The sequence below is a fragment of the Luteibacter pinisoli genome, from assembly GCF_006385595.1.
In the GTDB taxonomy this organism is placed as follows: domain Bacteria; phylum Pseudomonadota; class Gammaproteobacteria; order Xanthomonadales; family Rhodanobacteraceae; genus Luteibacter; species Luteibacter pinisoli.
The window spans coordinates 576,383-601,655 of record NZ_CP041046.1 but is presented as its reverse complement, the minus strand read 5'-3'; the positions used below and the strand labels follow the sequence as shown (position 1 = coordinate 601,655).

At 67.1% G+C, this 25,273-nt stretch carries 19 protein-coding genes; 14 read left to right on the top strand and 5 right to left on the bottom strand.

Annotated features, from left to right (window positions below):
* Positions 1–13 precede the first annotated feature (13 nt).
* Together FIV34_RS02715 and FIV34_RS02710 are read right to left on the bottom strand one after the other, a co-directional pair.
* On the bottom strand, positions 14–844 hold the full coding sequence (locus tag FIV34_RS02715) for a hypothetical protein (RefSeq protein WP_139979436.1): 831 nt from the start codon (positions 842–844) through the stop codon (positions 14–16).
* 9 nt (positions 845–853) lie between these two features.
* Positions 854–1,501 (bottom strand): hypothetical protein, encoded by a 648-nt coding sequence (locus FIV34_RS02710; protein WP_139979434.1) that lies wholly within the window; start codon positions 1,499–1,501, stop codon positions 854–856.
* Positions 1,502–1,709: 208 nt separating this feature from the next.
* On the opposite strand from FIV34_RS02710, the gene FIV34_RS02705 reads away from it, so the two are divergent.
* From FIV34_RS02705 to FIV34_RS02650, 12 genes are all read left to right on the top strand, one after another.
* Positions 1,710–2,714, top strand: coding sequence for a glucokinase (locus FIV34_RS02705; protein ID WP_139979432.1), 1,005 nt, complete (start codon positions 1,710–1,712; stop codon positions 2,712–2,714).
* Complete coding sequence (locus FIV34_RS02700) at positions 2,711–5,062, top strand: beta-N-acetylhexosaminidase (RefSeq protein ID WP_139979430.1); 2,352 nt, start codon at positions 2,711–2,713, stop codon at positions 5,060–5,062. The genes FIV34_RS02705 and FIV34_RS02700 overlap by 4 nt, the downstream gene beginning before the upstream one ends.
* A 66-nt stretch (positions 5,063–5,128) precedes the next feature.
* Positions 5,129–8,332: a TonB-dependent receptor gene (locus FIV34_RS02695; RefSeq protein ID WP_139979428.1), complete on the top strand. Its 3,204-nt coding sequence runs from the start codon at positions 5,129–5,131 to the stop codon at positions 8,330–8,332.
* Positions 8,333–8,340: 8 nt separating this feature from the next.
* Positions 8,341–9,702: an APC family permease gene (locus FIV34_RS02690; protein ID WP_139979426.1), complete on the top strand. Its 1,362-nt coding sequence runs from the start codon at positions 8,341–8,343 to the stop codon at positions 9,700–9,702.
* 4 nt (positions 9,703–9,706) lie between these two features.
* Positions 9,707–12,430, top strand: coding sequence for a glycoside hydrolase family 2 protein (locus FIV34_RS02685; protein ID WP_139979424.1), 2,724 nt, complete (start codon positions 9,707–9,709; stop codon positions 12,428–12,430).
* A gap of 10 nt (positions 12,431–12,440) precedes the next feature.
* A complete protein-coding gene (locus tag FIV34_RS02680) occupies positions 12,441–13,448 on the top strand; it encodes a LacI family DNA-binding transcriptional regulator (protein ID WP_139979422.1) in 1,008 nt (335 codons plus the stop codon).
* Positions 13,449–13,483: 35 nt separating this feature from the next.
* A complete protein-coding gene (locus FIV34_RS02675; RefSeq protein ID WP_139979420.1) occupies positions 13,484–14,329 on the top strand; it encodes a sulfotransferase family protein in 846 nt (281 codons plus the stop codon).
* A gap of 77 nt (positions 14,330–14,406) precedes the next feature.
* On the top strand, positions 14,407–14,625 hold the full coding sequence (locus FIV34_RS02670; RefSeq protein ID WP_139979418.1) for a hypothetical protein: 219 nt from the start codon (positions 14,407–14,409) through the stop codon (positions 14,623–14,625).
* A gap of 60 nt (positions 14,626–14,685) precedes the next feature.
* Positions 14,686–16,893 (top strand): DNA helicase II, encoded by a 2,208-nt coding sequence (gene uvrD / locus FIV34_RS02665; protein ID WP_139979416.1) that lies wholly within the window; start codon positions 14,686–14,688, stop codon positions 16,891–16,893.
* 134 nt (positions 16,894–17,027) lie between these two features.
* Positions 17,028–18,743, top strand: a complete 1,716-nt coding sequence (locus tag FIV34_RS02660) for a molecular chaperone HscC (RefSeq protein WP_139979414.1) — start codon at positions 17,028–17,030, stop codon at positions 18,741–18,743.
* Positions 18,744–18,751: 8 nt separating this feature from the next.
* Positions 18,752–19,909 (top strand): hypothetical protein, encoded by a 1,158-nt coding sequence (locus FIV34_RS02655; RefSeq protein ID WP_139979412.1) that lies wholly within the window; start codon positions 18,752–18,754, stop codon positions 19,907–19,909.
* Between the two features lie 2 nt (positions 19,910–19,911).
* Positions 19,912–21,021: a hypothetical protein gene (locus FIV34_RS02650; RefSeq protein ID WP_139979410.1), complete on the top strand. Its 1,110-nt coding sequence runs from the start codon at positions 19,912–19,914 to the stop codon at positions 21,019–21,021.
* Between the two features lie 12 nt (positions 21,022–21,033).
* On the opposite strand, the gene FIV34_RS02645 is transcribed toward FIV34_RS02650, so the two are convergent.
* Genes FIV34_RS02645 through FIV34_RS02635 form a run of 3 tightly spaced genes read right to left on the bottom strand, consistent with a single transcriptional unit; the run spans position 21,034 to position 24,221 of the window.
* On the bottom strand, positions 21,034–22,287 hold the full coding sequence (locus FIV34_RS02645) for a heme biosynthesis protein HemY (RefSeq protein WP_139979408.1): 1,254 nt from the start codon (positions 22,285–22,287) through the stop codon (positions 21,034–21,036).
* Positions 22,284–23,405: a uroporphyrinogen-III C-methyltransferase gene (locus FIV34_RS02640; RefSeq protein ID WP_139979406.1), complete on the bottom strand. Its 1,122-nt coding sequence runs from the start codon at positions 23,403–23,405 to the stop codon at positions 22,284–22,286. The genes FIV34_RS02645 and FIV34_RS02640 overlap by 4 nt, the downstream gene beginning before the upstream one ends.
* Positions 23,406–23,450: 45 nt before the next feature.
* Positions 23,451–24,221 (bottom strand): uroporphyrinogen-III synthase, encoded by a 771-nt coding sequence (locus FIV34_RS02635; RefSeq protein WP_139979404.1) that lies wholly within the window; start codon positions 24,219–24,221, stop codon positions 23,451–23,453.
* 135 nt (positions 24,222–24,356) lie between these two features.
* Between FIV34_RS02635 and FIV34_RS02630 the strand changes: the two genes are divergently transcribed.
* Positions 24,357–24,821, top strand: coding sequence for a YiiD C-terminal domain-containing protein (locus tag FIV34_RS02630; RefSeq protein WP_139979402.1), 465 nt, complete (start codon positions 24,357–24,359; stop codon positions 24,819–24,821).
* 29 nt (positions 24,822–24,850) lie between these two features.
* Complete coding sequence (locus FIV34_RS02625) at positions 24,851–25,267, top strand: hypothetical protein (protein ID WP_139979400.1); 417 nt, start codon at positions 24,851–24,853, stop codon at positions 25,265–25,267.
* Positions 25,268–25,273 lie beyond the last annotated feature (6 nt).

Genomic DNA, 25,273 nt, shown 5'->3' with positions numbered 1-25,273 from the left:
ACTCCTCCTCTCCTTACATCGACATCGACATCGCCATCGAAGGCGCTTCTTGCTGTTGGGGTTGCTGCTGTTGTGTAAGCGCCTGCTCGGCAAGCGCTTGCTGCTGGATATGCTCCAGGCCGGCCTGAAGGAAATCCTGACCTTCGTAGGTCTGGAGATAGTCGTTGCCGACCTCGTCGAAGGCATCGTCGTTGCCGGCGGTTGCGGAAGCGACGAGCCGATCGAAGGGATCATCTTGTTCGGCCGGCGGGCGTTCCGCCTCGGTCAACGGAATTTGCCACCACTCGACGGAAGGTCGTTCGTGCGTCTGTTCCCGATTCAACTCACTCCCAGGTACGGGATCGCGGATCGTACGAATATCGTTCGGTGCGTGCGACGGTAGGTAGTTGAGCTTACCGTCGACGCCTTTAGGCTCGCGTTCGCCAAGACTGCGCTCGGTCCTTTGCATGCCCGCGTGATTGAGCGCAGCCCACGTGAAGTCAACGCAGTTATTGCGCATGTCCTTGTACGTCATATCGAATCCGTACGCGGCCGGGTCATGCCCGAACTCGTTCAACTTGTCGTACTGCTCCTTGGATATCTCCATCGTCCGGGCATAGAACGGATCGACGTACTGATCGACGTCATCGTCAAGGTGCTTACCGGGGCCATTTATATTTCCATGAATGGCGGGCCCGAAACCGTGACTTTCCTTATCGAACCCGTCGCTCGTCTTATAGAAAACGTGCCCTGGAACTGACCTGTCCATCTTTGATGTATCCGTTTCACCCGGACCGAGGTCACCTCTTAGCGGAGTTCCCGGTGCTGCGGCATAAATGGTCACCGCATATCGCTTTTCACTCATTGAACGTCCTTATTTCCCATGTGGAAAGTCGCGCTGCACTGTCAGCCAGCTCGGTATCGAATGCAGCAACTCGGTGTCTGCCACTGTCTCAACGTCGACTCGGTACTCTCCGTATTCTTCGAACCGGAAATGCACCGAATCCATTTCCTCAACGTCGTCCCTTCCGGCGACCGCCTTGACATACGCAATGTCAGACCGCCGCTCGCTCATCGATGGTCGCGATGTAAACGTGCCGGACCTGATGTCGTAGTCGAAGTCCCTATCGCTCACGCGTACGGCAACCGCCTGTCCATCAACGATGTGCCAGACGCGCACGCGCAAATAGAGGCGTTGCCGAGGTGGATAGGTGCGCAGATCGACAAGGCGTGGATCCCGATCGGGATTCCACAAGAAGACGCCAACGATGTAGACGTAGTCGAGGTTTGCATTCTCCGGCGTCACGGTGACCGGGATGCTCACTGACTGGCCGACTCGGCTGACATCGAAGGGCACGGTTGCTAGCGGAACGGTCGGTTTACCCGAGCAACCTCCGATGCAGAAAAGGACCGCTAGCAGCGCCGACAGTCGCACCTGTGGACACGTCGTCGCGACACCCAAGGCCATCATGGCCAACACCTTCACCCGCATTCCGTTCTCCGTGGTCGAAGCGCGGAGCATGCGGGTCCTTGCGGGCGATGTAAACATCCAAGTTATTGAGTTATCTCACAATTGAGACGCTTCTCATGAGAATTTGCCCCATTCCGCAGGCTGTTGCGGCGTGACTTGACACCGGTGTCAGTCCGTTACACCCTGATGACGAATCCGGTGCGGGGGCACCTGGATGGGGTGATTCACCCTTGGGGTTAAAGCGGTGGGGACATCGGGGATGCTTTTTCTCGCGGGCGATATTGGCGGCACGAACGGCCACGTTGCGCTTGTGCGCGCGGCCGACGATCGGCCGGGCCACATTGAAACGCTGGCTTACCGCGTCTATCAGTGCGCGGCCTTCCCGTCGCTTGCCGATTTGCTCAGGACCTTCATCGACGACGAGGTGCGTGTCCCGGTATCGCACTGCGTGCTCGCATGCGCTGGACAGGTGATGGGCGACGAAGTCGCCAACGACAATCTCGCCTGGCCGATCCTGCCCGACACGCTGCGCACCACGCTTGGCCTGACCGACGTCGCGGTCCTCAATGATTTCGAAGCCCTGGCTTACGCCATCGAGGGGCCGCTCGCGGCGAGTGGCCGGCACCTGTGTGGCCCGCCAGTGCGCGGATCCGGGCCGTCACTGGTCGTTGGCCCCGGCACGGGGTTGGGCGCGGCCGTGTATGTGCCGCACGCCGCCGGCGGCATCGTGCTGACGACGGAAGCCGGGCAGATGGACTTTGCGCCCCACTCCGTTCGCGAACGCGAGGTGCTCGCGTGGCTGGCGCCGGACGGCGGCTACGTCCCCGTCGAACACATCGTCTCCGGCCCAGGCCTGCTGACGGCTTATGAGGCGCTATGCGCGCTGGATGGCGTCGCGCCGGCACTGACGACGCCGAAGGCCGTGACGGCAGCCGCCGCTGCGCAAAGCGACCGCCAGGCGGTGGACGCCGTCGCGCTGTTCTGCGAGGCGCTGGGCAGTTTCACCGGCAACCTGGCCATGACCTACCTGCCCACCGGCGGCGTCTTCCTCGCCGGGGGCTTCCTCTCCTCGATCTTCGACATGATCAGGCAGAGCGCCTTCGAAGAACGCTTTCTGCACGGTCGCAGCGTCCGCGGCATGCTGGCCGAGGTGCCGGTGTGGGTCACCGAGCATGGCTGCCACGGCGTGCAGGGTGCGGCGCGCTGGTACCTGTATCACCGCACGAGGGCCAGCACAGCCACGCCCGAAGGTGCTGCCGCATGACGCCGCGCACGCCCCGCAGGCTGGCCCGCACGCTGCTCGTGGCAGCCATCGCCGCTGCCGTGGGCTCCGGGGCGGTCGGCGCGGTCGCGGCGGACGCGGCACCGGCGGCATGGTCGTTGTTGCCTGCACCGGTCGTGGCAAAGCCCACGGGCGTCGGTGTGCTCGACATCGCAACGGGCGCCACCGTGGCCCTACGCGGCACGCCGTCTCCGGCGCTGAAGGCCGTCGTCGACAACTTCATGCAACGCGTCGACCGTGTGCGCGGGCTCCCATTGCACATGGCCGCCAGCGGCACCGGCGAGGCGGCGATCATCTTTGATATCCGCCCCGACGCGGCTGAGGGCGACGAAGGCTACGCCATCACGATCAACCAGGGTGGCATCGTCGTCACCGCGCGTACCGTCAGTGGCGCCTTCAACGGCAGCGTGACGGTGTGGCAACTGCTCACACCGGCCGGCTGGACGCGCGGCGCCGTGGCCCACGTGCCTTACGGCACCATCGAAGACCATCCGCGATTCGCATGGCGCGCCCTGCTGCTGGACTCGAGCCGGCATTACCAGAGCGCCGACGAAATCAAGCAAGTCATCGACTGGATGTCGCTCGACAAGCTCAACGTCCTGGTCTGGCACATCACCGACGACCAGGGCTGGCGGCTGCCGATCCCGAAATACCCGGACCTGACCACCACAGGCGCCTGCCGCGAGGCCGTCGGCAACGACAGCGAGGTCTCGGGCGGGCGTGACAAGCCTTACTGCAAGGTCTATACGACTGCGGAAATTGCCGACATCGTCCGCTACGCGGCCGAACGCAACGTGGACATCGTCCCGGAGATCGACCTTCCCGGGCACTCGCAGGCCGCCATCGCCGCCTACCCATGGCTGGGCGTGACGGGCAAGCGCCCACCGGTTTGGACGGATTGGGGCGTGAGCCCCTGGCTGCTCAACCCGAACGCCAGGAGCCTCCACTTCGTCACCGACGTGATGGACGAGGTGATGCACCTGTTCCCGTCGCACTACGTTTCCATCGGCGGCGACGAAGCAGACAAGCAGCAGTGGAACGCCTCGCCCGAGGTCAACGCGCAGATGAAGGCGCTGAAGCTCGCCAACATGGACGAGCTGCAGGCCTGGTTCATGCAGCAGGTCGCCACCTATCTGGTCGACCACAAGCGCACGCCCGTTGGCTGGGATGACGAAGTGGCGGCTGGTGTGACGCTGCCCCGCGCGCAGGTAGTGATGTCATGGCACGGCGACCACAACGAACGCGTCGCCCTTGCCGCCCTGCGCCAGGGCCATGACGTGGTCATGACGCCGCAGGAAACCTTGTACTTCGACCACCTGCAGTCCACGCATGCAGACGAATGGGCGGGCCCGCCGCCCGCCGTGACGCTGCGCGACGCCTATGACACGAAGGTCATCCCCCCGGGGGCGACCGCGGCCGAAGCGAAGCACATCATCGGCGTGCAGGCTGGCCTGTGGGCCGAACAACTGCTGACCTTCGCCAACCACCAGCACGCCACCTTCCCGCGCACGGCCGCCCTGGCCGAGCTGGGCTGGTCGGCGCCGGCGACGCACAACTGGAACGGGTTCCTGGCACGCCTCCCTGCCGAGCTGGCGCGCTATCGCGCCGTGGGCATCGCCCCGGCGGATACCGCCTTCGCGCCGTCGTTCGACGTATCGCGGGCGGCAAGCGGCACCTTCCGTGTCGCGCTGGCCAACCAGGTTCAAAGCGGTGGGATGCGCTACACCACCGACGGCAGCGTACCCGGCGCCCAGTCCACGCTGTACACCCAGCCCTTCACGCAACCGGCCGGGATGACCGTGCGGGTTGCCACCTTCGCCGCCGACGGCACCCTGCTGGCCGCCGTGCGATCGCAGGTGCTTGACGACGCCACGCTGCTCAGCCGCGATAGCGCCGCGCTGCAAAGCTGTTCGGGTGAGCCACCCTCGCGGCTGCAGGGTGCGAAGCCGGCGCAGGGTGCCAGCCCCGTGTATGCGGTTGAGATCGGGAACGCCTGCTGGAAGTGGCCGAACGCGAACGCCCAGGGCGCCACGCACGTCACCGTGACGGCGGAACGGCTGCCCTGGCGCTACGGCGACGAGTCACGCGGTGCGATCGTGCGCGATCGCCACGGCGAGGCCGAAGCCCTCGAGATTCACGCGAATGATTGCAAGGGACCGCGGCTTGCCACGGTTCCGCTGGGCCCTGCCACGCCGTCAGGCGGGCAAGTCCGTCGCGAGGCCAGCCTCGCCGCGCCGGTGCCCGCGAATGCACACGCACTCTGCGTCTTTGTCACGGGCGACCCACGCGAGGGGCAGTGGGCGCTGGGGCAGATCGCTTTTCAAAAGTAGGGCGCCGCGCAGGGCGCGCGAATGGCTCCCGGGTTCCGACAGGCAACAGTCACGAGGTCACGGCTCATGTCCACAGCACTTCGCAAGCATCCCTTGTCGTTCGCCATCACGGTGACCCTGCTGGCTGTCGTTTCGGCACCGGTCGGCGCGTCGACCTTCTTTGACGTGCAGCAGGACGGCCAACCGGCCGCCCAGGCCACGACCACGCAAGCCACGCCGCCCGCGGCACCGGCGCAGAAGGACGATGGCCAGACCACCGACGGAACCACGAAGAAGAACGCCGTCGACCTCTCCGGCGTCACGGTGACCGGTGTACGCGCTTCGCAGATGAAAGCCATCGACGTGAAGCGCGACGCCGACAAGATCCAGGACAGCATCACGGCCGAGAACATCGGCGCCCTGCCCGACACGACGATCACCGACTCGCTCCAGCGCATCACCGGCGTGCAGATCAACCGCGACGCGGGCGTGGGTACCTCGGTGGACGTGCGTGGTTTGCCCCAGGTGGGCACCATGTTGAACGGCGAAGTGTTTATCACCGCCGACCAGATCGACTCGCAGCAGCCGGACTTCAGCATGCTGCCGTCCACGCTGTTCCACGGCGCGGACGTCGTCAAATCGGCCACCGCCGACGAAACGGACGCGGGCATCAGCGGCGCGATCGACCTGCATACCTACCGGCCCTGGGACCTTCCCTCCGGCTTCACGTACAGCTATTCGGCCAATGGCGAGCGCGGCTCGACGACCAAGCACACCGGCCCCGAGGCCAACGGCCTGTTCTCGTACAACGACAACGGACGCTGGGGCTTCCTGCTTTCCGGTGACTATTCCGATACCCGGCGCATGAACTCCACCGAGGGCCTGGACCAGTACGGCGTGGTGCTCAACGGCGAGAACGCCGCCAGCGCCGGCGGGTACAACGGCTTCCTGACGCCATGGAATGGCGCACCGATCCCCTCGCAGATCGTCCAGAACGCGGACGGCAGCGTGGACGTGAACGGCGACGGCAAGTCGAATGGCGTGTTCATGGGCAGCCAGAACTTCGGCATCAACCAGATCATCACCGAGCGCAAGCGCAAGTCGGGCAATGCCTCGTTCCAGTTCGACATCGGCAACGGCTTCAGCCTGACCAGCGATTACTTCTATTCGCAGCAGCACGAGTTCGACCGGAACGTCGGCGTCCAGTTCAACTCGACCAACTGGCAGGGCGCCACCTACGTGCCGCTGCAGTCGCAGGACACGGGCAAGCCGGCACTGGGCTCCTACGGCACGCCCGAACCGGGCTGGGAAGGCTCGAACATCTACACCACGCAGGTGTATCAGAAGTGGCCGGGCGACGTGGAATCGTACTCGCAGATGATCCGCAAGTTCTCCCAGGCCAAAAACCTCAACCTGCAGCTGGACTACGACGACGGCGGCCCGTTTACCGCGTCGGTGCGCGGCATCCACGACACGGCATCGCAGTCGCTGCAGGAAACCGACGTCAATATTTCCGACTCGGACGGCGCGCTGTGGCCCAACGTGCTGGCCGATGGCGTACCCGATGACGCGGTGCCACCCGGCACCTTCGTCTACCCGGCGGAGCTGGGCGGTAACCGCGTCTTCAACCCCACGGGCATCCCGCAGAACACGATTCCCATCACGGCCGACTTCCGTGGCCGCTACCTGAAGATCGGCACGCCGGCCGAGCTGGCGGCCGCCTTTGCGGATCCCAACGCCTGGACATTCAAGACGCTGGAATCCTCCGGCAACTACGACCGTAAGGTCGCCCTCAACGCCCTGCGCTTCGATGGCAAGTTCGATTTCAACGACGGGTTCAAGCTGAAGTTCGGCGTCCGCAACAGCATCCGCACGGCGGACAACAAGGGCTACACGTTTGAAACCCCGGTCTACGCGGGCATGGGCGCCTCCGATCCGGGTGGCTGCCTGGTGCGCTATGTGGGCGCCGACGTGGTGCTGAACAGCGGCTCCTGTACGGCCGGCAATGAGCAGGGCTACTTCCGCGCGGGCCCCCTGTCGGCCATCTCGATGCCGAACACCGCAGCGCCGCTGGCGGATAACTTCAAGGCCTATAACAACCTGCTCGGTTCCGGCATCAACTTCTGGGCGATCGACCCCAATGCGATGAAGAACCCGGAGGACTACTGGAAGTCGCTGTACCCCGATACGGTCTCCGTGGGCGAACCCGGTACCACGTGGGGCGTGCGGTTGAAGGAACTAACGGGTTACCTGCAGGGTGACTTCAACGGCACGATCGGCGACATGCCTTACAGCGGCAACGTCGGCGTACGCCTGATCCGCAGCCACCTCGACGTCACCCAGCACCTCAGCGGCGACCCGGGTGCCTACGGTGACGAGCCGGAGGACGTGGGCACCGAGGTCACCAAGCGGCGCTACCAGGACATCCTGCCATCGGCGAACTTCGCCCTGGACGTGACCGACACCGTGAAGGTGCGCCTCGCGTATTCGAAGAACATGATGCCGCTGGACCTGAGTACCTGGGCGGGGGGCCTGCAGCTGAACTACTCGCTCTCCGAGACGCCCGATGGCCCGATCTTCCGTGTCTCCAACGGCACGTCGTCGGGTAACCCGAACCTGGATCCGTGGCGCTCGACCAACTTCGGCGCGTCGGCCGAGTGGTACATCAACCCGTCGAGCATGGTCAGCCTCGCGCTGTTCCGCATCAACGTGGATAGCTTCATCAAGAACGGCAGCGTCACCAACTGCACCCTGCCCGACGAAGACGGCGTGGTCCGCGACCATTGCATCGTGATCACCCAGCCGGTGCAGGGCACGGGCAACAGCATCAAGGGTGCGGAATTCGACTACCGCCAGGGCTTCACCTTCCTGCCGGGCATCCTGTCGAAGACCGGCATGGAGGTGAATGCCACCTACGCACCGAGTAATTCCGGTGAGAAGGACCTGGCGGGCAAGAAAATCCCGTTCCAGGACAACTCCACGAAGTCCGGCAACTTCATCCTCTGGTACCAGGATGACCGCTTCCAGGCCCGCGTGGCGTACAACTACCGTTCGCGTCGCGCGGTGATGGACAGCGTCGGCGGCATCACCGGCCTGGAAATGTACGAGGCGCCGCAGAAGTACATCGATGCCTCCATCTCTTACAAGTTCGCCAAGCAGCTGGAAGTGTTCCTCAACGGCACCAACCTGACCAACGAGTACCAGAAGTACTACCTGGTGTTTCCGAACCAGCCCGGGCACTCGACCTTCTCCGAGCGCATGTTTATGTTCGGTATTCGTGGCCAGTGGTAGGGGAACCCATGCGCGAACGTAACTTCCATCGATCCATCGGGGTGTTCTCCGGCACCGCCATCAACATGACCCAGATGTGCGGCATCGGGCCGTTCATCACCATCCCGTTGATGGTGGCGGCGATGGGTGGCCCGCAGGCCATCGTCGGGTGGATCGTGGGCGCCCTGCTGGCGATGGCCGATGGGCTGGTCTGGGCCGAGCTCGGTGCGGCGATGCCGGGTTCCGGCGGTACGTACGTGTACCTGCGCGAAGCGTTCCAGAAGCGTACCGGCAAGCTGATGCCGTTCCTGTTCATCTGGACGATGCTGCTTGCCATTCCCCTGCTGATGTCCACCGGCATCATCGGCATGGTGGAGTACCTGCAGTTCTTCTTCCCGGCGATGGGCTGGTGGACGACGCACCTGGTTGGCATCGTGGCGACGGGGTTGGTCACCTGGCTGCTTTACCGCCGCATCGAGTCGGTGCGCCTGATCACGGTGGCCCTGTGGGTAATCATGCTGATCTCGATCATCGGCGTGGCCGCCGCAGGCTTCTCGCACTTTGACGCCCACCTCGCGTTCGATTTCCCGCCGGATGCCTTCGGGCCACGTTTCTTCGCTGGCCTGGGCGCGGGCCTCATCATCGGCGTGTACGACTACCTGGGCTACAACACCACGGCGTACATCGGCGACGAGCTGCGCGATCCGGGGCATACCATGCCCCGCTCCATCATCATCTCGATCATGGCGATGATGGTGATCTACCTGCTGCTCAACATCAGCGTCCTGGGCGTGGCGCCCTGGCAGGAGATCGCCCGCTCCAAGTCCATCGCCTCCCTGGTGGTCGAGCGCAGCTGGGGCCACACGGCGGCCGCCGTGATGACCACGCTCATCATCATCACGGCGCTGGCGTCCGTGTTCACCGGCCTGCTCGGCGGCTCGCGCGTGCCGTTCGAGGCGGCGCGGGACAAGGTGTTCCTCTCGGCGTTCGGCCGCCTGCACGCGAAGGATGGCTTCCCGCATGTCGCCCTGCTCACCATGGGCGTCGTCACCGCCATCGGTACGTTCTTCGACCTGACCGAAGTCATCAACATGCTGCTGACGGCGACCATCCTGGTGCAGTCGCTTGCCCAGGTCGTCGCGCTGATCGTGCTGCGCCGGCGCGAGCCCGACCTCAACCGGCCGTACCGGCAATGGCTGTACCCGGTGCCATGCATCATCGCGCTGGCCGGCTGGGTCTACGTGTACGTCTCCGCGTCCACCTTGTCGCTGCTGCTGTCGGGCGCGTGGATCCTCGCGGGCCTGGTGGTGTTCATGCTCTGGGCGCGGGTGAACGCGGCGTGGCCTTTCGCCCCCCTTGAATCACACCCTTCCGCTGTCCGGGAATCGTAACGCCATGCCCATCACAACCCGGTCCGCCCTGGTGGCGGCTATCGCGGTGAGCCTCGCCACCAGCCCGGTGGCGATGGCCGCCACCACCTACACCGATACGCGCGTGGCGGCCGATGCCGCGACGGTGACGCCCATCGCCCGCTGGCAGATCCAGGACAGTACAAAGGCCCAGGAGCCCGGTGCCGCGATCTCCGCGACCGGCTTTGCCACGAAGGAGTGGTTCCCCGCCACTGGCCGCGCCACCGTCATGGCCGGCCTGCTTGAGAATGGTGTGCTCGAGAAAGGTGTGTTCAAGGGCGATGTGTTCTATAGCGACAACCTGCGTGCCGTGCAGGTCCCCGATGCCAGCGGCAACCTCTTCGTGACGCCGTGGTGGTATCGCGCCGGCTTCTCGCTGGCGAAGGCGCCGGCGTCGCGGCACACGCTGCTGCGCACGCACGGCATCATCGCCAGTGCCGATGTCTGGGTGAACGGCCAGCAGGTGGCCGACCACGCCGACATCGCCGGTGCGTACCCGGTGAGGGACATCGACGTGACCCGCCAGGTCCACGCCGGCGCCAACGCCGTGGCGTTGAAGGTCCATCCCGGCGATCCGCGGATGAGCCTGTCCATCGGCTGGGTCGACTGGAACCCCACGCCGCCGGACAACAACATGGGCCCCTGGCGCGGCGTCGACATCATCCAGACCGGGCCGGTGGCGCTGAGTGCACCGCACGTGCTCACCACCCTTTCCGACGATCTCAAGCAGGCGACGCTGGCCGTCAAGGTCACCGCGACGAACCTGGATACGGTGGCGCGCGACGCGACGCTCGCGGGCACCGTGGCCGGCAAGCCGCTGCAGGCGACGGTGCATCTCGCCCCCGGTGAGGCCAAGGTGGTGTCGTTCGCGTCGGGCGCCGCCGGGGCCGCCACGCTGGATAACCCCAGGGTGTGGTGGCCCATCGCCATGGGCGACCACCCGCTCTACGACATGGCCGTGACCGCCACCGTCGATGGCGCGCTCTCCGACCGTGCCGCCACCTCGTTTGGCGTACGCCGGGTCGAGTCGAAGCTGACCCCGCAGGGCTATCGCCAGTTCATCGTCAACGGCAAACCCTTGCTCATTCGTGGCGGCGGCTGGGCGCCGGACATGTTCCTGCGTGACGACCCCGCGCGGATGGAGGCCGAGTTCAGCTACGTGGTGAACCTGGGCCTCAATACCATCCGCAGCGAAGGCAAGCTGGAGAACGACCGCTTCTACGACCTCGCCGACCGCAACGGCATCCTCGTGCTGGCCGGCTGGGAGTGTTGCGACAAGTGGGAAGCCGCGGCCAAAACCGGCGGCCAGCCGTGGAACGATGCGGACATGCGCGTGGCGCAGGCATCGATGGCCAGCGAGGCACGCCTGCTGCGCAACCATCCCTCGGTGATCGGTTTCTTCATCGGCAGCGACCATGCGCCGCCGCCGGCGCTGTCGAAGATGTACACCGACACCCTGCGCGCCGAGGACTGGTCACTTCCGATCATCTCAGCCGCCGTCCCCGAAGGAACGCCCGAGACGGGCCCGTCCGGCATGAAGATGGCAGGCCCCTACGACTGGATCCCGCCGTCGTACTGGTACGCGGACAAGCTGGGCGGGGCGTTCGGTTTTGACTCGGAAGTCAGCGCGGGCGCGGTGATCCCCCGCCTTGAGGATGTCCAGCGCATGCTGTCGCCGCAGGAGCAGGAAGCGCTGTGGAAGTACCCCGAGGCGCGGCAGTTCCACGCCTCGGCGGACTGGTCGACCTTCGCCGTGCTCACGCCGTTCGATACGGCGCTGGCCCGGCGCTACGGCGCACCCACCGGGCTTGCCGACTACGTGGCCAAGGCCCAGCTGGACAACTACGACAACGTGCGCGCCCAGTTCGAAGCCTTCAACGCCCACATGAGCTCGACGAACCCGTCCACCGGCGTCATCTACTGGATGCTCAACAACGCGTGGCCGTCGCTGCACTGGCACCTCTACGACTACTACCTGAATCCGGCCGGCGCGTACTACGGGGCGATGAAGGCAAACGAGCCGCTGCACATCCAGTACGCCTACGATTCGCACGCCATCATGGTGGTGAACCACACACTGCAGGACCAGCACGCGCTCCAGGCCACGGTGAAGGTCCGCAACCTCGATGGCAGCGTGCGCTTCCAGAAGCAGGTGCCGGGCATCGACCTGGCCGGCAACCACACGCAGTCGGTACTCGACCTGCCCGCGATCGCGAATCTTTCCACGGTGTATTTCATCGAGCTGGAACTCGCGACGGCCGACGGGAAGACGGCCAGCCGCAACGTGTACTGGCTCTCCACGGGCCCGGACAAGCTCGATTGGGCCAAGTCGAACTGGTATCTCACGCCGCTGACGCAGTACGGCGACTTCACGGCACTGGCTTCCCTGCCGAAGGCGACCCGCGAGGTCCACGTCGCCACCGCGCGCGATGGCGACGACGAAGTCACGACGGTCACGCTCTCGGTGCCCTCGTCCTCCCCTGCCGCCGCCGTGCAGGAACACCTCTCGATCCACCGAGGGGCAAAGGGTGAGCTTGCGCTGCCTGTGCGGTGGTCTGACAATGACGTCACGCTCTGGCCCGGTGAATCCATCGTGCTGACCGCACGCTATCCGGCACGCGGTGGCGCCGGCACCGTGGTGCATGTCGAGGGCTGGAACGCTCCGGCGGCGCAGTTCACGGCGGGTGGTACCCAGGGAACGAAGCATTGAAGAGGTCGTCATGTCGCGCGTGACCATTAACGATGTGGCTCGTGCTTCCGATACGTCGAAGAAAACTGTCTCCCGCGTGCTCAACCAGGAGCCGGGCGTGCGCAAGGAAGTGCGCGAGCGGGTGATGGCGGCCGTCGCCGAACTCAACTACCGGCCACTCGCCTCGGCGCGCAGCCTCGCGTCCAATCGTTCCTTCATGATCGGGCTGCTCTACGACAACCTGTCGCCCAGCTACGTCATGGAAGTGCAGGCTGGCGTCCAGGAAGCCTGCGAGGCGCACCAGTACAGCATGATGGTGCAGCCGCTGGACTCCACCGCACCGGATTTCATGGAGCGCGTCGAGGGCATCCTGTGGCGGCATCGCCCGGACGGCCTGATCCTCACGCCACCGATCACCGACCACCCGGCCCTGCTCGCGCACCTGCGCGCAGCCGGGCTGCCGTTCGCGTCCATCGCACCGCGCAAGCCCAAGGGCATCGCAGGCGTGATCCTGCGCGAACGCGAGGCCGCCGCGGCGATGGTCGCCCACCTCGTTGCACTGGGGCACCGGCGCATCGCCCACATCATCGGAGACCCGAAGCATGGCGCGGGCGTGTGGCGCCTTGCCGGCTTCCGCGACGGCCTCAAGCGCGCCGGGCTGGAAGAGCGCGCCGATTACATGGTCCAGGGCCGGTTTTCGTTCGAATCCGGGGTGCATGCCGCCCGCCAGTTGCTGGGGCTGAAGGAGCGGCCCACGGCCATCTTCGCCGCGGATGACGACATGGCGGTGGGTGCCATCTGGGCCGCGGCGGAGGCCGGCGTCTCGGTGCCGGGCGATGTCTCCATCTGCGGCTTCGACGACACGACCATCGCCACGCAGGTATGGCCTATGCTGACCACCGTGCACCAGCCGGTCCGCGACATGGGCAAGCGCGCCACCGAGGAGCTCCTGCTGGGGCTCCAGGGCAAGGGCGAGCCGCGTATGGTCGAGGTCGAATACCAGATGCGCCTGCGCGCATCGACGGCGCCCGCGCGCTGATTCGTGGCCCCATCACCGTCCCAAGGAAGCCCTGCATGACCGCGACGCCCGATGCCCTCCCGAACCAGCGCCGGTTCCACTTCATCTCCGGGCTGCCGCGCGCGGGCACCACGCTGCTCGCCGCCATCCTGAACCAGAATCCGCGCTTCCGTGCCGGCATGACCAGCCCGGTCGCGGACATCATGGGCGTGGTGGTGGCCGAGGCCAGCAGCCGCAACGACTTCGCGTTCGATGTCTCGGACGAGCAGCGCATGGCCCTGCTGCGCGGCCTGGTGGAAAACTTCTACTCCGTCGATACCCGCCCCGAGGCGATCTTCGATATGAGCCGTCTGTGGTGCAGCCGCATGGGCCTTCTCAACACGCTCTTCCCTGGCGTGAAAGTGGTCGCCTGCGTGCGCCAGCTGGCCTGGGTGCTCGACAGCATGGAGCGGCTGGTGCTCAAGCAGCCGGTGAGTGTCAGCAAGGTGTTTCGCTATGACACCAATACCACGGTGTATTCGCGCGTGGAGGCACTGACCGATCCGCGCGGCATGGTCGGCTTTGCCTACCAGGCGGTGAAGGAAGCCTTCTACGGCGAGCACGCCCGTGACCACCTGATGCTGCTCACCTACGAAAGCCTCGTGCGCGACCCCGAGGCGGCGCTGCGTGCGGTCTACGCGTTCCTCGGCGAACCCTGGTTCGATCACGACTTCGACCACATCGAATACAGCGCCGACGAGTTCGACGCGCGCGTCGGCATGCCCGGCCTGCATTCGGTACGCGCCCGCGTCGAGGCCGTCGAGCGCACGCCGGTCCTGCCGCGCGAGGTCTTCGGGCGGTTTGCCAACGAGGCGTTCTGGGCCGATCCGAAGAACAATATCCACGGGGTCACCATCGTCTGACGACCCTCGCGGCGCTTACGTTCCGCTCACATTCGTCAACGCATGCTCCTGCCACCGATCCGTACAGGGGTATACACATGCGCGCAGGTCTCATCGTTGTTGGCATCATCCTGATTGGCCTGGGTATCTGGGTGGTCATGGGCAACGGCAGTTACCAGAAGACCGATACGGTGGCCTCGCTGGGGCCCGCCAAGATCGAAGCGACGCACGACAAGGCGATTCCGCAGTGGGCTGGCATCGCCGGCATCGTGATCGGCGGCATCGTCGCCGTCGCCGGTATCGCCCGCAAGCGCTAAGCCGCTTGCCCAGGGCCTCCCGGCCGGGTCCGGGAGGCCCTCCTCCGGTACAATGGGCGGATGGACGTATCCCATCTTCTCGACGGCCTGAACGACGCACAGCGCGAGGCCGTCAGTGCCCCGCCCGGGCACTACCTGGTGCTTGCCGGCGCCGGTTCCGGCAAAACCCGCGTACTCACCCATCGCATCGGCTGGCTCACCCAGGTCGAGGGCGTTCCGCCGTGGGCGATCCTCTCGGTCACCTTTACCAACAAGGCCGCGGGCGAGATGCGCTCGCGCCTGGACGGGCTCATCCCCGGAGGGACGCAGGGCCTCACCGTCGGTACCTTCCACGGGATCGCCCACCGGCTGCTGCGCCGGCACTGGCGCGAGGCGGGCCTGGTCGAGGGATTCCAGATCCTCGACTCGGACGACCAGCAGCGCCTGATCAAGCGCGTGATCGCCGGCATGGGCCTGGATGAAGCGCGCTTCCCGCCGCGCCAGGCCGCCTGGCAGATCAACCAGTGGAAGGACGAGGGCAAGCGCCCGGACAGCATCGAGCACCGCGACCACCCGGTGACCAAGACCTGGGTCGAGGTCTACAAGGCGTATGAGCAGCAGTGCCAGCGTGCCGGCCTCGTCGACTTCGCCGAGCTGTTGTTGCGCGCGCACGAGCTGTGGCTGAAAGATCCCCAGGTGCTCAAGCACTACCAGGACCGCTGGCGCTACCTGCTGATCGACGAATTCCAGGACACCAACACGCTGCAGTACGCATGGATCCGCGTGCTCGCCGGCAGCACCGGCCAGGTGTTCGTGGTGGGCGATGACGACCAGGCGATCTACGGCTGGCGCGGTGCCAAGGTGGAGAACGTGCAGCAGTTCCTGCGCGATTTCCCCGGCGCGAAAACCATCCGCCTCGAACAGAACTACCGCTCGACGTCGACGATCCTCAATGCCGCGAACGCGGTGATCTCGCGCAACGGCGGCCGCCTCGGCAAGCAGCTGTGGACCGACGGCGACGAAGGCGACCGCATCGCGCTGTATGCCGCGTACAACGAACAGGACGAAGCGCGCTTCGTCATCGAGCGCATCCGCGAACACATCGCCGAGCATGGCAATGCGCGGGACTGCGCCATCCTGTACCGCTCCAACGCGCAGTCGCGCAACTTCGAAGAACAGCTGATCCAGCGCGACCTGCCCTACCGCGTGTACGGCGGCCTGCGATTCTTCGAACGCGCCGAAATCAAGGATGCGCTGGCCTACCTTCGCCTGGCCTCGAACCGCCACGACGACGCGGCGTTCGAGCGCGCGGTGAACACGCCGCCACGTGGCATCGGCGACCGCACGCTGGATGAACTGCGCCGTCGGGCCCGCGTCGATGGCAGTTCGATGTGGGAATCCGCGCTAAACGAAGTAGCCGTCGGCTCGCTGGCAGGCCGGGCGAAGAACGCGGTGCGCGCCTTTCTCTCCCTGATCGACGAGATGCACCGGACCTTCCGCGGTGGTGATGCCGAAGGCGACGACGCACCGTCGGGGCTGGACCTGGCCGAACAGATCGAGCACGCGATCCTGCATACCGGCCTGCGCGACTTCTACGAGAACGACAAGCGCGGCAACGGCGAAGCCCGGGTGGAGAACCTGGACGAGCTGGTCAACGTCGCCAGCCGCTTCGAAATGACCCCGGAAGATACCGACGCCGGCCTCAACGAGCTCTCTGCCTTCCTTTCGCACGCAGCGCTGGAAGCCGGTGAGGGCCAGGGCGAGGCGTGGGACGATTGCGTACAGCTGATGACGCTGCACTCGGCGAAGGGCCTGGAGTTCCCCGTCGTGTTCCTCGTCGGCATGGAAGAAGGGCTGTTCCCGAGCCAGCGCTCCACCGAGGAAGAGAACCGTCTCGAAGAAGAGCGTCGCCTCGCGTATGTCGGAATCACCCGCGCGCGGGTGAAGCTGTTCGTCTCGCACGCCGAATCGCGGCGGATGCACGGCACCGAGATGCTGGCCCGGCCCTCGCGCTTCCTGGGCGAGATCCCGCCCGAGCTGATCGACGAACTGCGGCCGCGGGTCCAGGTATCGCGCCCGGCCTACGCGGACCGGTACGCCGGTGGCGGCTCGCTCGAGGAGGCCCTGCCGGTGAAGCTCGGCCAGCGGGTCACCCACCCCAAGTTCGGCGAGGGCACGATCGTCAGCGCCGAGGGCGCGGGCGCCCATATGCGGGTGCAGGTCAATTTCGTCGACGAAGGCTCCAAATGGCTGGTTTACGCCTACGCCAACCTGACGCCGCTCGGCTAAACTAGCGGCCTCTGACCGCGTTGCAAGGGGTTCCAACGCTGGCCGGGCCCTGCCCTCCCACCGGGAGACGCAGGCCCCCGATGGCCATGGACGGTTCCTCGCGCGCGGCGCATGCCGCCAAGGAACCGCACCGCATGATCGTCGGAATCGACCTGGGGACGACCCACAGCCTGATCGCGCTCTGGAAGGACGGCGGCCCCCGCCTCGTCCCAAACGCGCTCGGCAGCGTGCTCACGCCCTCCTGCGTGGGCATCGACGACGACGGCCACGTGCTGGTCGGCGAAGCGGCCCGCGAGCGCCTGCAGACCCACCCCGGCAAGACCGCGGCGCTGTTCAAGCGCTACATGGGCAGCGCGCGGCTCGTCCGCATGGGCGATCGCGAATTCCGGCCGGAGGAATTGTCCGCGCTCGTCCTGCGCGCGCTGAAGGAAGATGCCGAGGCGTTCCTCGGGGAGCCGATCACCGAGGCGGTCATCACCGTGCCGGCGTACTTCTCCGATGCCCAGCGCAAGGCCACCCGCGTCGCCGGCGAACTCGCCGGGCTGAAGGTGGAGCGCCTGCTCAACGAGCCGACCGCCGCCGCGCTGGCGTACGGCATGCACGAGGGCCAGCGCGAAACCCAGTTCCTGGTGTTCGACCTCGGCGGTGGCACCTTCGACGTCTCGATCCTGGAAATGTTCGACGGCGTGATGGAAGTGCGCGCCAGCGCCGGTGACAACATGCTGGGCGGGGAAGATTTCGCCGTCCTGATCGCCGAGCAGGCCTTCGCACGCGGCATCCCGGAGGGCGCCCGCGACGACGCCGCCTTCATGCAGCGCCTCACCGCGCGCGCCGAATCGGCGAAGCGCGAGCTTGGCGCGCACGGCAAGGCCTCGTTCGAGATCAGCTGGCAGGGCCACCAGGCCACCGTTGAACTGGACGCCGAGGCCTTCGAGAAACTCGCCGAGCCCCTGCTGAACCGCCTGTGGCGGCCCATCGAACGCGCGCTGCGCGATGCACGCATCCGCGCCGCCGACCTCGACAACGTCGTGCTCGCCGGCGGTGCCACGCGCATGCCCATGATCCGCGCGCTGGCGACGCGCATGTTCGGCCGTTTCCCTGCGGTCGGGCTCAACCCTGACGAAGTGGTGGCGCTTGGCGCAGCGGTACAGGCCGGCCTGAAGATGAAGGACAAGGCGCTGGACGAAACGGTGATGACCGACGTCTGCCCCTATACCCTGGGTACCGAAGTGACGCGCACCCTGGAAAAGGGCGTGCTGGCCGAGGGGTTCTACGCGCCGATCATCGAGCGCAATACGGTTGTGCCGGTCAGCCGCGTGCAGCGCCTGTTCCCCGTGCATGAGCAGCAACGCCATATCCTCGTCGGTGTGTACCAGGGCGAGTCGCGCATGTGCCGCGACAATATCCGGCTGGGTGAAGTGCGGGTACCGATCGATCCGGGCCCGGCACACGCGCAGGGTGTCGATGTCCGCTTCACCTACGACGTCAACGGCCTTCTCGAAGTGGAAGTCAGCGTGGTCGGCACGGGCGAGATGAAGCGACTGGTCATCGAAAGCGGCCAGGCGCACATGTCGCCCGAAGAGATGGCGCAGCGGCTTGAGGCGCTGTCCGCCCTCAAGATCCATCCGCGCGACACGCTGGAAAACCGCACGTTGATGGCGCGGGCGGAGCGCCTGTACGAGCAGCTGCTCGGCGCGGCCCGCGACCACGTGGGGCAGATGATCCTGCATTTTGAACAGGTGCTCGCGACGCAGGACGCACGGCTGATCACCCGCGATGCCGCGCAGTTCCGCGAGGCGCTGAAGGCGATTGAATCGGACAGCTACTTCGCGCCCGACCACGCTGACTGACCCCTGCCATGCAGACCCCATGGTTCATTGAACTGCTGGCACTGCAAGCCGATGCCGATGAGCGCGCGGTCAAGCGCGCGTACGCGGCGCGCCTGAAGCAGGTGGATCCCGGCGCGGATCCGGCCGGCTTCGCGCGCCTGCGCGAGGCGTATGAGTTCGCGCGCGCGTGGGTAGGCCAGCAGCAACCCGGTGACACCGCGCCACCGGAAGTGCAGGCATCCATGCCTGCCGCCGCGCCCGTCCAGCGCGTGGTGAATGAAGACCCGCACGCCGCGGCCACACGCCTGGCCGAGCGCTTCATCCGTCGCGTGCGCTATGGCGAGCAGGCGGACTTCGCCAGCGAGCTGGAAGCGTGCGCGGCGGAGCTACGCCGCCAGCACATCGATGCACCGTTCCTGTTCGAGCGCATCCTCCTCGATGCGATGATGCATGCGCGCATGCGCCGGCGCGCCTACGTCTTCGATACCCTGCGCGCGCATTTCGGCTGGCACGAGGTCATGCACCTCGCCTCCCTCGGCCCGGCCGGCGCGTGGATCGACGCAGTCGAACAGCAGCGGCAGGCCTTCGAAACGCTGCCCCCGCTCGCCCAGAAAGACCTGCGCTCGTGGCTGGCGCGCCATGGCGAAAGCAGCACGCCAATCCCGGACGATGTCGCGCTCGCGTGGCCGCACGTCAGCGAGGCCCTCGCCCGTTTTCCACGCTACCTCGGCCTGTACCTGACCGAAGCCCGGGTCACGGAATGGCAGCGCCGCTGCGCCGAAGCGCAGTCCGCAGCGGCGGCTCACGTGGAGGCCGAAGCTCGCCGCATGAAGGCCTATAAGGCGTCGCGGCAGCGGCGCAGCGTATCGGTGAACTGGTTCTCCCGGTTTGGCCTCGGCTTCCTCGTGCTGTGGGTGTTCCATGCCCTGGTGTCGTTGCCGGGCGTCACCGCTCCTGCCCCCTCCGCCGCTGCCCCAGTCGCCGCTGTACCGGCCACCACGCCCCGTTCGCACGTCGCGCCGCATGTCCCGGGCCGCAACGAGGCCGAACGCAGCCGCGCGTTTTTTTGCATGGCAACGATCGACCAGATCGATGCGCCGGGCACGCAGGCCACGCCCCAACAGGCGGCGGACGCACGCGACTGCCATGTCTTCCTCGACGCGCTGGCGCGCGAGGGTGTGCACTGACCATGGCCGGCATCCCCTGGCACCTCGAAGCCCTTGGCCTGCCCGCGCATGCGGACGGCGTGGCCGTGCGCCGCAGCTACGCGGCACGCCTTCGCCAGATCGACGTCGCCGCGCATCCGGAGGCTTTCCAGCAACTCCGCCGCGCGTACGAAGCGGCGCGCACGTGGTGTGACGAGCACCCTGCCACGGATGAAGACCCCATCGTCGCTGCCGAGCCGGCCGATGTGCCTGTTGCTCCGCTCGCTGCACCCCCCGCCGACACCGCCGCCGAGGACGCCCTGCGCCGGTTGACCGACGCCGTCGCAAGCGCGGGCGTCGACGCGATTCCCGCCTTGTTCGACACTGCCCTCGCGTCGCTACGCAACGGCTACGTCGATGCGCCCGGCCAGTTCGAAGACCTGCTGGTCGATGCCCTGCGCAACGGTGTGATCGCCGAGCGGCCGTCGCTGTTCGATGTGGCCGACGCGGCGTTCCACTGGCATGAAGTGGGACGCCTGCGAACAGCGGACCCGCGCCAGCTGTGGATCGACCGTGTGCTGGCCCAGCGCGAGACGTGGCGTTCGTACGACGCCGGCTGGCGCGAGACGTGGCTGGAGGTGCTGGCGCGCGCATCGCGTGGGCTGGATCCATGGGTCGTGCGCCGCTGGCCCGACATCGGACGCCTTGGCGAAACGCTGCCCGACTGGATCATGCTTTACCTGACACCGGTACAGCTGCACGCCTGGGCCGAGGCGTTCCATGCGCTGCCGAAAGATACGCGCGACGAATTCACCGCGCGGGCTGCGCCGGTGCTGGTGGCGCGGCCCGGTAGCAAGCGCATCACGCGATGGCGCCCGCGGATCCGTGCCGCGCTGTTCCTGCTATGGGCCGTCTGCACGGTCGTGTCGATCGTGATGCACGCGGGTGACCCGCGCTCCGGCGGCGGCCCGTCCGAGCCCTTGCCGCGATTCAACCAGCGGGCCGACACACCGCGCGAGTGCATGGCACTTTACGCGCGCTTCGAGGCGCCCGACCCGTTCAAGGACATCCCGGCGGACGAGGTGGTCCAGCTCAAGCGCCGCGCGCAGCGGTGCGCCCTCGATGGCCACTGGCAGGCGCCACCGCCACCCTGAGCCCCGCGGCGCTCAGGGCGACAGACGCGGCACGCCGTGCTGGTCGCGCACTTCCACCGCCGTGACGCGGGTGTCGATGCGACGGCTGCGCATCTCAGGCAGCGTCTCGGTGATGTCCCCACGGGCCAGCGCGAAGGCATTGCGATAGCAGCGCTGCGCGAGCTCCGGATGGTCTTCGCCGAGGTACACGTCGCCCAGCGCTTCCCAGGCGGCCGTGCTCGGCTCGATGGCGAGCGCGCGCTCCAGGTACGGCTTGGCCTTGCCCCACAGCCGGATGCGCACGCACATGCGGCCCACGGCGGTAAGCAAGGCCGCATCGTTGGGATGCGTGTCGATCCATGCCTCGGCACGACGCAGGCGCTGCTCGAGATCTTCGGCGCCCATCGAGCCGTAGGTGCTGACCAGCGCCGGCGACCATTCGCGACGCAAGGCCGATTCGATTTCGTCCATCGCCGCCATGGCCTGGCCGAAACGCATGGCCTGGCGCGCGTAGGCATCGATGGCGGCCGGCAGGCGGCGCTGGCCCTTCGGCAACTGCGACCACAGCGCGGTCAGCGCCGCGCCATCGGGCGTGGCCAGGATCGTCGCGCTGACCACGCGTGCTTCGAGGTCGTTGAAGGCCACGGCGCCGAGTTCACCGCTCTTGCGCAGCGGTTCCAGCGAGCGCATGGCGTTGCGCGGTTCACCACTGGCCAGCGAGGCCTCGGCAAATTCCACCCAGCCGGCAGGCGTCAACGCACCGCTGTTCGCCTCAGGCGCCAGCAGCGCGGCGGCTTCCGTCGCGCGATCCGTGCGGCGCATCAGCCGGGCACGAAGGACGCGCGCGGCGCGCGGGGTTTCCTGCGAGGCAAGGTCCAGCGTCTCCACCGCCCGGCGGGATTCGCCGTGCCGTTCGGCCGCTTCGGCGGCGGCAAGCAAGGCGGGCCCACGGACCGAGGGGTAACGCGCGGCGCGGTTGAGGTCGCGCTCGGCCTCGCCGTGGCGGCCCTCGATTAGCGCGACCAGGCCATCTGCCAGGCGCTGCCGGCTCAGGTGGCGATGGCGACGGCTCATCGCGCCAAACGGCCAGCGGATCAACGCCACCAGGAAGGCGATGGCCGCCCAGGCCACGAGCAAGAGCACCACGGCGGTCACCACCGTCATTTGCACGGTGGTGCCGCGCAGGTGGATCAGCACGTAGCCCGGATCATCGGCGACCCAGTGCCACGCAAACGCCGCGAGGACCGCGACGAGGATGAGCCCAACGATCCAGCGCCAGAGCTTCATGGCGTGGCCTTCGCAGCGGAGGAGGATGCTGCCGGCGCTGCCGCCGGGGCCGCCGCCTTCAACGCATGCACCGAGCGCAGGTTACGCAGTTCATCCAGCGCCGCGCCAAGCGTCGGCTCACTGCCCTTCGCCTGGCTGGCCAGCAAGGTGGCGATGCGCTGGCGGGCCGTCTGCACGGACGGCGCCTGTGTATTGAAGTGGGCGACGAGCGTGGCGTCGACACGCTTGAGTGCGGCGGCGCGGCCACGGTCGTCGTAGGCGAGCACGGCGGCTTCGGCATGCGCCACGTCCAGCGCCGCGAGCTCGCGGGCGAGGCGATCGTCGGCCAGGCCGAGCGGCGTGCCTTCGTCATGGCTGATGCGCACGATGCTGCCCAGCGCGTTGGTGGTGCGCTGCCAGAACGTGCGCTCCTCGTCGGCGCCAGCCTGCGTGTCGATGTCCTTCAACGGCAGCGTCGGCAACTGCGCACGCAGATCCGCCAGTACGCTGAGATCGTTCGCACGCGCCTTCGGCTGCACGGCGGCGAGCGCCTCGCGTTCGGCATTGAGGTTCTGCCGCACGGGCGCGAACGCGCTGTCGTTCACCGACGCCAGCGTCTTGTCGGCGAGGTCGTACGCATTGAGCGCACCGGACGCGTCGCCAAACAGCGCGAAGCGCTCCTTGGCCATGCGCAGCAGCGATTCCGCTTCGTCGAGCAACAGCGCGTCGTGGCCGCTGAGGCTGCGCTCGGAGAGGTTCGCCACGGCGTCTTCAAGATTCTTCGTGCGCTCGGTCATGCCGAGCACCTCTTCGCGCGCCGCACGGTTCACGCCATCCGCATCACTGAGGCGGCGGCGCAGGTTGGCGTTGTCGTCGCGCAGGCCATCCACGGCACCCTGCAGCGTATCCACCTGGCCCTTCAGCCCGTTGGCCGCACCCAGGTCCTGGCGCATGCTCCATACCGTCCACGCCGTGTAGCCCGCGGCCCCCGCGGCAGCCAGCGAGAGCAGGATGGCGAAGGCCAGGGCCCCTCCGCCCCGACGCGGCGGTGGGTCGCGCCGGACGGGCTTGGGCGAGGCGGCAGCGGCCGGTGCCGGCGAGGCCGGGGCGGTATCGGTCGAAGGAATCTCGGTCGTCATGCGGGCATGCTAGCAGGCCATACGCCAACGCACGGATGACAAAGTTCAACCGCGGGTGAACGACACCTCGGCCGCCGTGGCCAGCAGGTCCGCCGGCAGGGCGGAACGGGCCACGACCACGCGCTCGAAGCCCATGCCGAGGGCCACCACCCGCAGGCGTTCGCTGCTCACCACGGCCACCGCCTGGACCAGCCGGCGCCAGGCCGGCGCGATCAGGGCCCGGTGCAGGTGGTCGAGCGCTTCCGCGCTGGACAGCAGCACGGCGGAGCGCCGGGTGAGCTTGAGCAGCGGGTCGATGTGGCGGCGGTCTATCCGCGGGGCCACCCGGTGGTACACATGGACCTCGTCGAGCACCGCACCGCGCGCCAGCAAGGCCTCGCGCAGGAGGCCGCGGCCGCCCGGCGCGCCGATCAGCGCGACGCGCAGGCCGTTCACGTCGGCGAGCTCGGGCAGCGCCAGCACGCCTTCGCTGTCCTGAGATATTTCGGGAAACAGGACATTGGCGACATTGGCCGTGCGCAAGGCGCGCGCGGTGCCACGGCCGGTGGCAATCACGGCGGCGCGGGTGGCCAGCGGCAACACGTCGGCGGCGAAACGCACGGCGGCCGGGCTGGTGAAAATCAGTACGTCACCCTCCAGCGCGCGGCGCAGCGAGGCGTCCACGGCGCTGGCGTCTTCGGTAGCACGAAGCGAGAGACCCGGCACGCTGAGCGGTATGCCGCCCAGCTTGCGGACGCGGCGTGCCAGCGGGCCGGCGGTGCCGGCAGGGCGAGTGATAACGACGGTAACGTTGCGTAGCGGTTGCGAACGACTCACTGGGCTTCCTGCGGAGGCATCGACGCGGTAGACGCTCGAGCATAGGAACCTGCGGCGTCCGCGACCAATGCCGAAGGTTGGGGTGTTGCCGTACGGATGCGAACGGACACGTCCGTTCCGTAGACTTCCGCACTTATGACCACGCCTGACCCCACATTCGCCAGTCTCGAGGGTTTCATCCTCGACAGCATCCCGCTCGCTCGTGCCATGGGCATCCACATTCCCGGCTGCGACGGTGAGCGCCTGGTGATGACGGCCCCGCTGCAGCCCAACATCAATGACAAGGGCTGTGCCTTTGGCGGCAGCCTGGCCAGCCTGATGACCCTGGCCTGCTGGGCGCTGGTCGAGGCCAACCTGCGCAGCCGCGGCGATGACTGCGACCTGTTCGTCGCCGATTCGTCCATCCGCTACCTCGACCCGGTATGGGACGACCTGCGTGCGGAATCCACCCTGGCCGAGGGCGGAAGCTGGAAAACCTTCTTCCGGACCCTGAAAGCGCGTGGCCGTGCCCGCGCGGACCTGGCCTGCATCGTGCCGGGCACGGGCGACAAGCCGGCGGCCACGCTGTCGGCGCGCTTCGTGGCCAAACGCCGGGCATAATGCGCTCCGACGCCACGTTGGAAACTGCCATGCGCCGTTTTGCCCCGCTCGCCCTTGCGATCGCCTGTGCCACCGCCCTGACCGGCTGCGCCACCGACATTCGCAACGATTCGCTCCAGCGCACGCTCAACCAGTACGCCTCGGCCATCCGCTGGGGCGACTACGACGTGGCCCAGTCCTTCGTGGACAAGGATTACGCCAAGGACCACCCGACCACCCTGGTCGAGCGCAGCCGGCTGGGCCAGCTCCGGGTCACCGGGTATGACGAAGGCGGCGGCCCCCGCCCGGACGGCGATGACGACGTGGTGCAGACCGTCCAGATCAACGTCGTGAACATCAATACCCAGGCCGAACGCGGCTTTGTCGACCACCAGCGCTGGCATTACGACAAAGAGAAGAACCACTGGCTCCTGATGACCGGCCTGCCTGACTTCTCGCCGCACTGATCCTTA

What these genes read in the sequence shown, in the direction of transcription:
- FIV34_RS02715 (WP_139979436.1), bottom strand. Translation starts at nt 844, where the DNA reads ATGAGTGAAAAGCGATATGCGGTGACCATTTATGCCGCAGCACCGGGA.
- FIV34_RS02710 (WP_139979434.1), bottom strand. Translation starts at nt 1,501, where the DNA reads ATGCTCCGCGCTTCGACCACGGAGAACGGAATGCGGGTGAAGGTGTTG.
- FIV34_RS02705 (WP_139979432.1), top strand. Translation starts at nt 1,710, where the DNA reads ATGCTTTTTCTCGCGGGCGATATTGGCGGCACGAACGGCCACGTTGCG.
- FIV34_RS02700 (WP_139979430.1), top strand. Translation starts at nt 2,711, where the DNA reads ATGACGCCGCGCACGCCCCGCAGGCTGGCCCGCACGCTGCTCGTGGCA.
- FIV34_RS02695 (WP_139979428.1), top strand. Translation starts at nt 5,129, where the DNA reads ATGTCCACAGCACTTCGCAAGCATCCCTTGTCGTTCGCCATCACGGTG.
- FIV34_RS02690 (WP_139979426.1), top strand. Translation starts at nt 8,341, where the DNA reads ATGCGCGAACGTAACTTCCATCGATCCATCGGGGTGTTCTCCGGCACC.
- FIV34_RS02685 (WP_139979424.1), top strand. Translation starts at nt 9,707, where the DNA reads ATGCCCATCACAACCCGGTCCGCCCTGGTGGCGGCTATCGCGGTGAGC.
- FIV34_RS02680 (WP_139979422.1), top strand. Translation starts at nt 12,441, where the DNA reads ATGTCGCGCGTGACCATTAACGATGTGGCTCGTGCTTCCGATACGTCG.
- FIV34_RS02675 (WP_139979420.1), top strand. Translation starts at nt 13,484, where the DNA reads ATGACCGCGACGCCCGATGCCCTCCCGAACCAGCGCCGGTTCCACTTC.
- FIV34_RS02670 (WP_139979418.1), top strand. Translation starts at nt 14,407, where the DNA reads ATGCGCGCAGGTCTCATCGTTGTTGGCATCATCCTGATTGGCCTGGGT.
- uvrD (WP_139979416.1), top strand. Translation starts at nt 14,686, where the DNA reads ATGGACGTATCCCATCTTCTCGACGGCCTGAACGACGCACAGCGCGAG.
- FIV34_RS02660 (WP_139979414.1), top strand. Translation starts at nt 17,028, where the DNA reads ATGATCGTCGGAATCGACCTGGGGACGACCCACAGCCTGATCGCGCTC.
- FIV34_RS02655 (WP_139979412.1), top strand. Translation starts at nt 18,752, where the DNA reads ATGCAGACCCCATGGTTCATTGAACTGCTGGCACTGCAAGCCGATGCC.
- FIV34_RS02650 (WP_139979410.1), top strand. Translation starts at nt 19,912, where the DNA reads ATGGCCGGCATCCCCTGGCACCTCGAAGCCCTTGGCCTGCCCGCGCAT.
- FIV34_RS02645 (WP_139979408.1), bottom strand. Translation starts at nt 22,287, where the DNA reads ATGAAGCTCTGGCGCTGGATCGTTGGGCTCATCCTCGTCGCGGTCCTC.
- FIV34_RS02640 (WP_139979406.1), bottom strand. Translation starts at nt 23,405, where the DNA reads ATGACGACCGAGATTCCTTCGACCGATACCGCCCCGGCCTCGCCGGCA.
- FIV34_RS02630 (WP_139979402.1), top strand. Translation starts at nt 24,357, where the DNA reads ATGACCACGCCTGACCCCACATTCGCCAGTCTCGAGGGTTTCATCCTC.
- FIV34_RS02625 (WP_139979400.1), top strand. Translation starts at nt 24,851, where the DNA reads ATGCGCCGTTTTGCCCCGCTCGCCCTTGCGATCGCCTGTGCCACCGCC.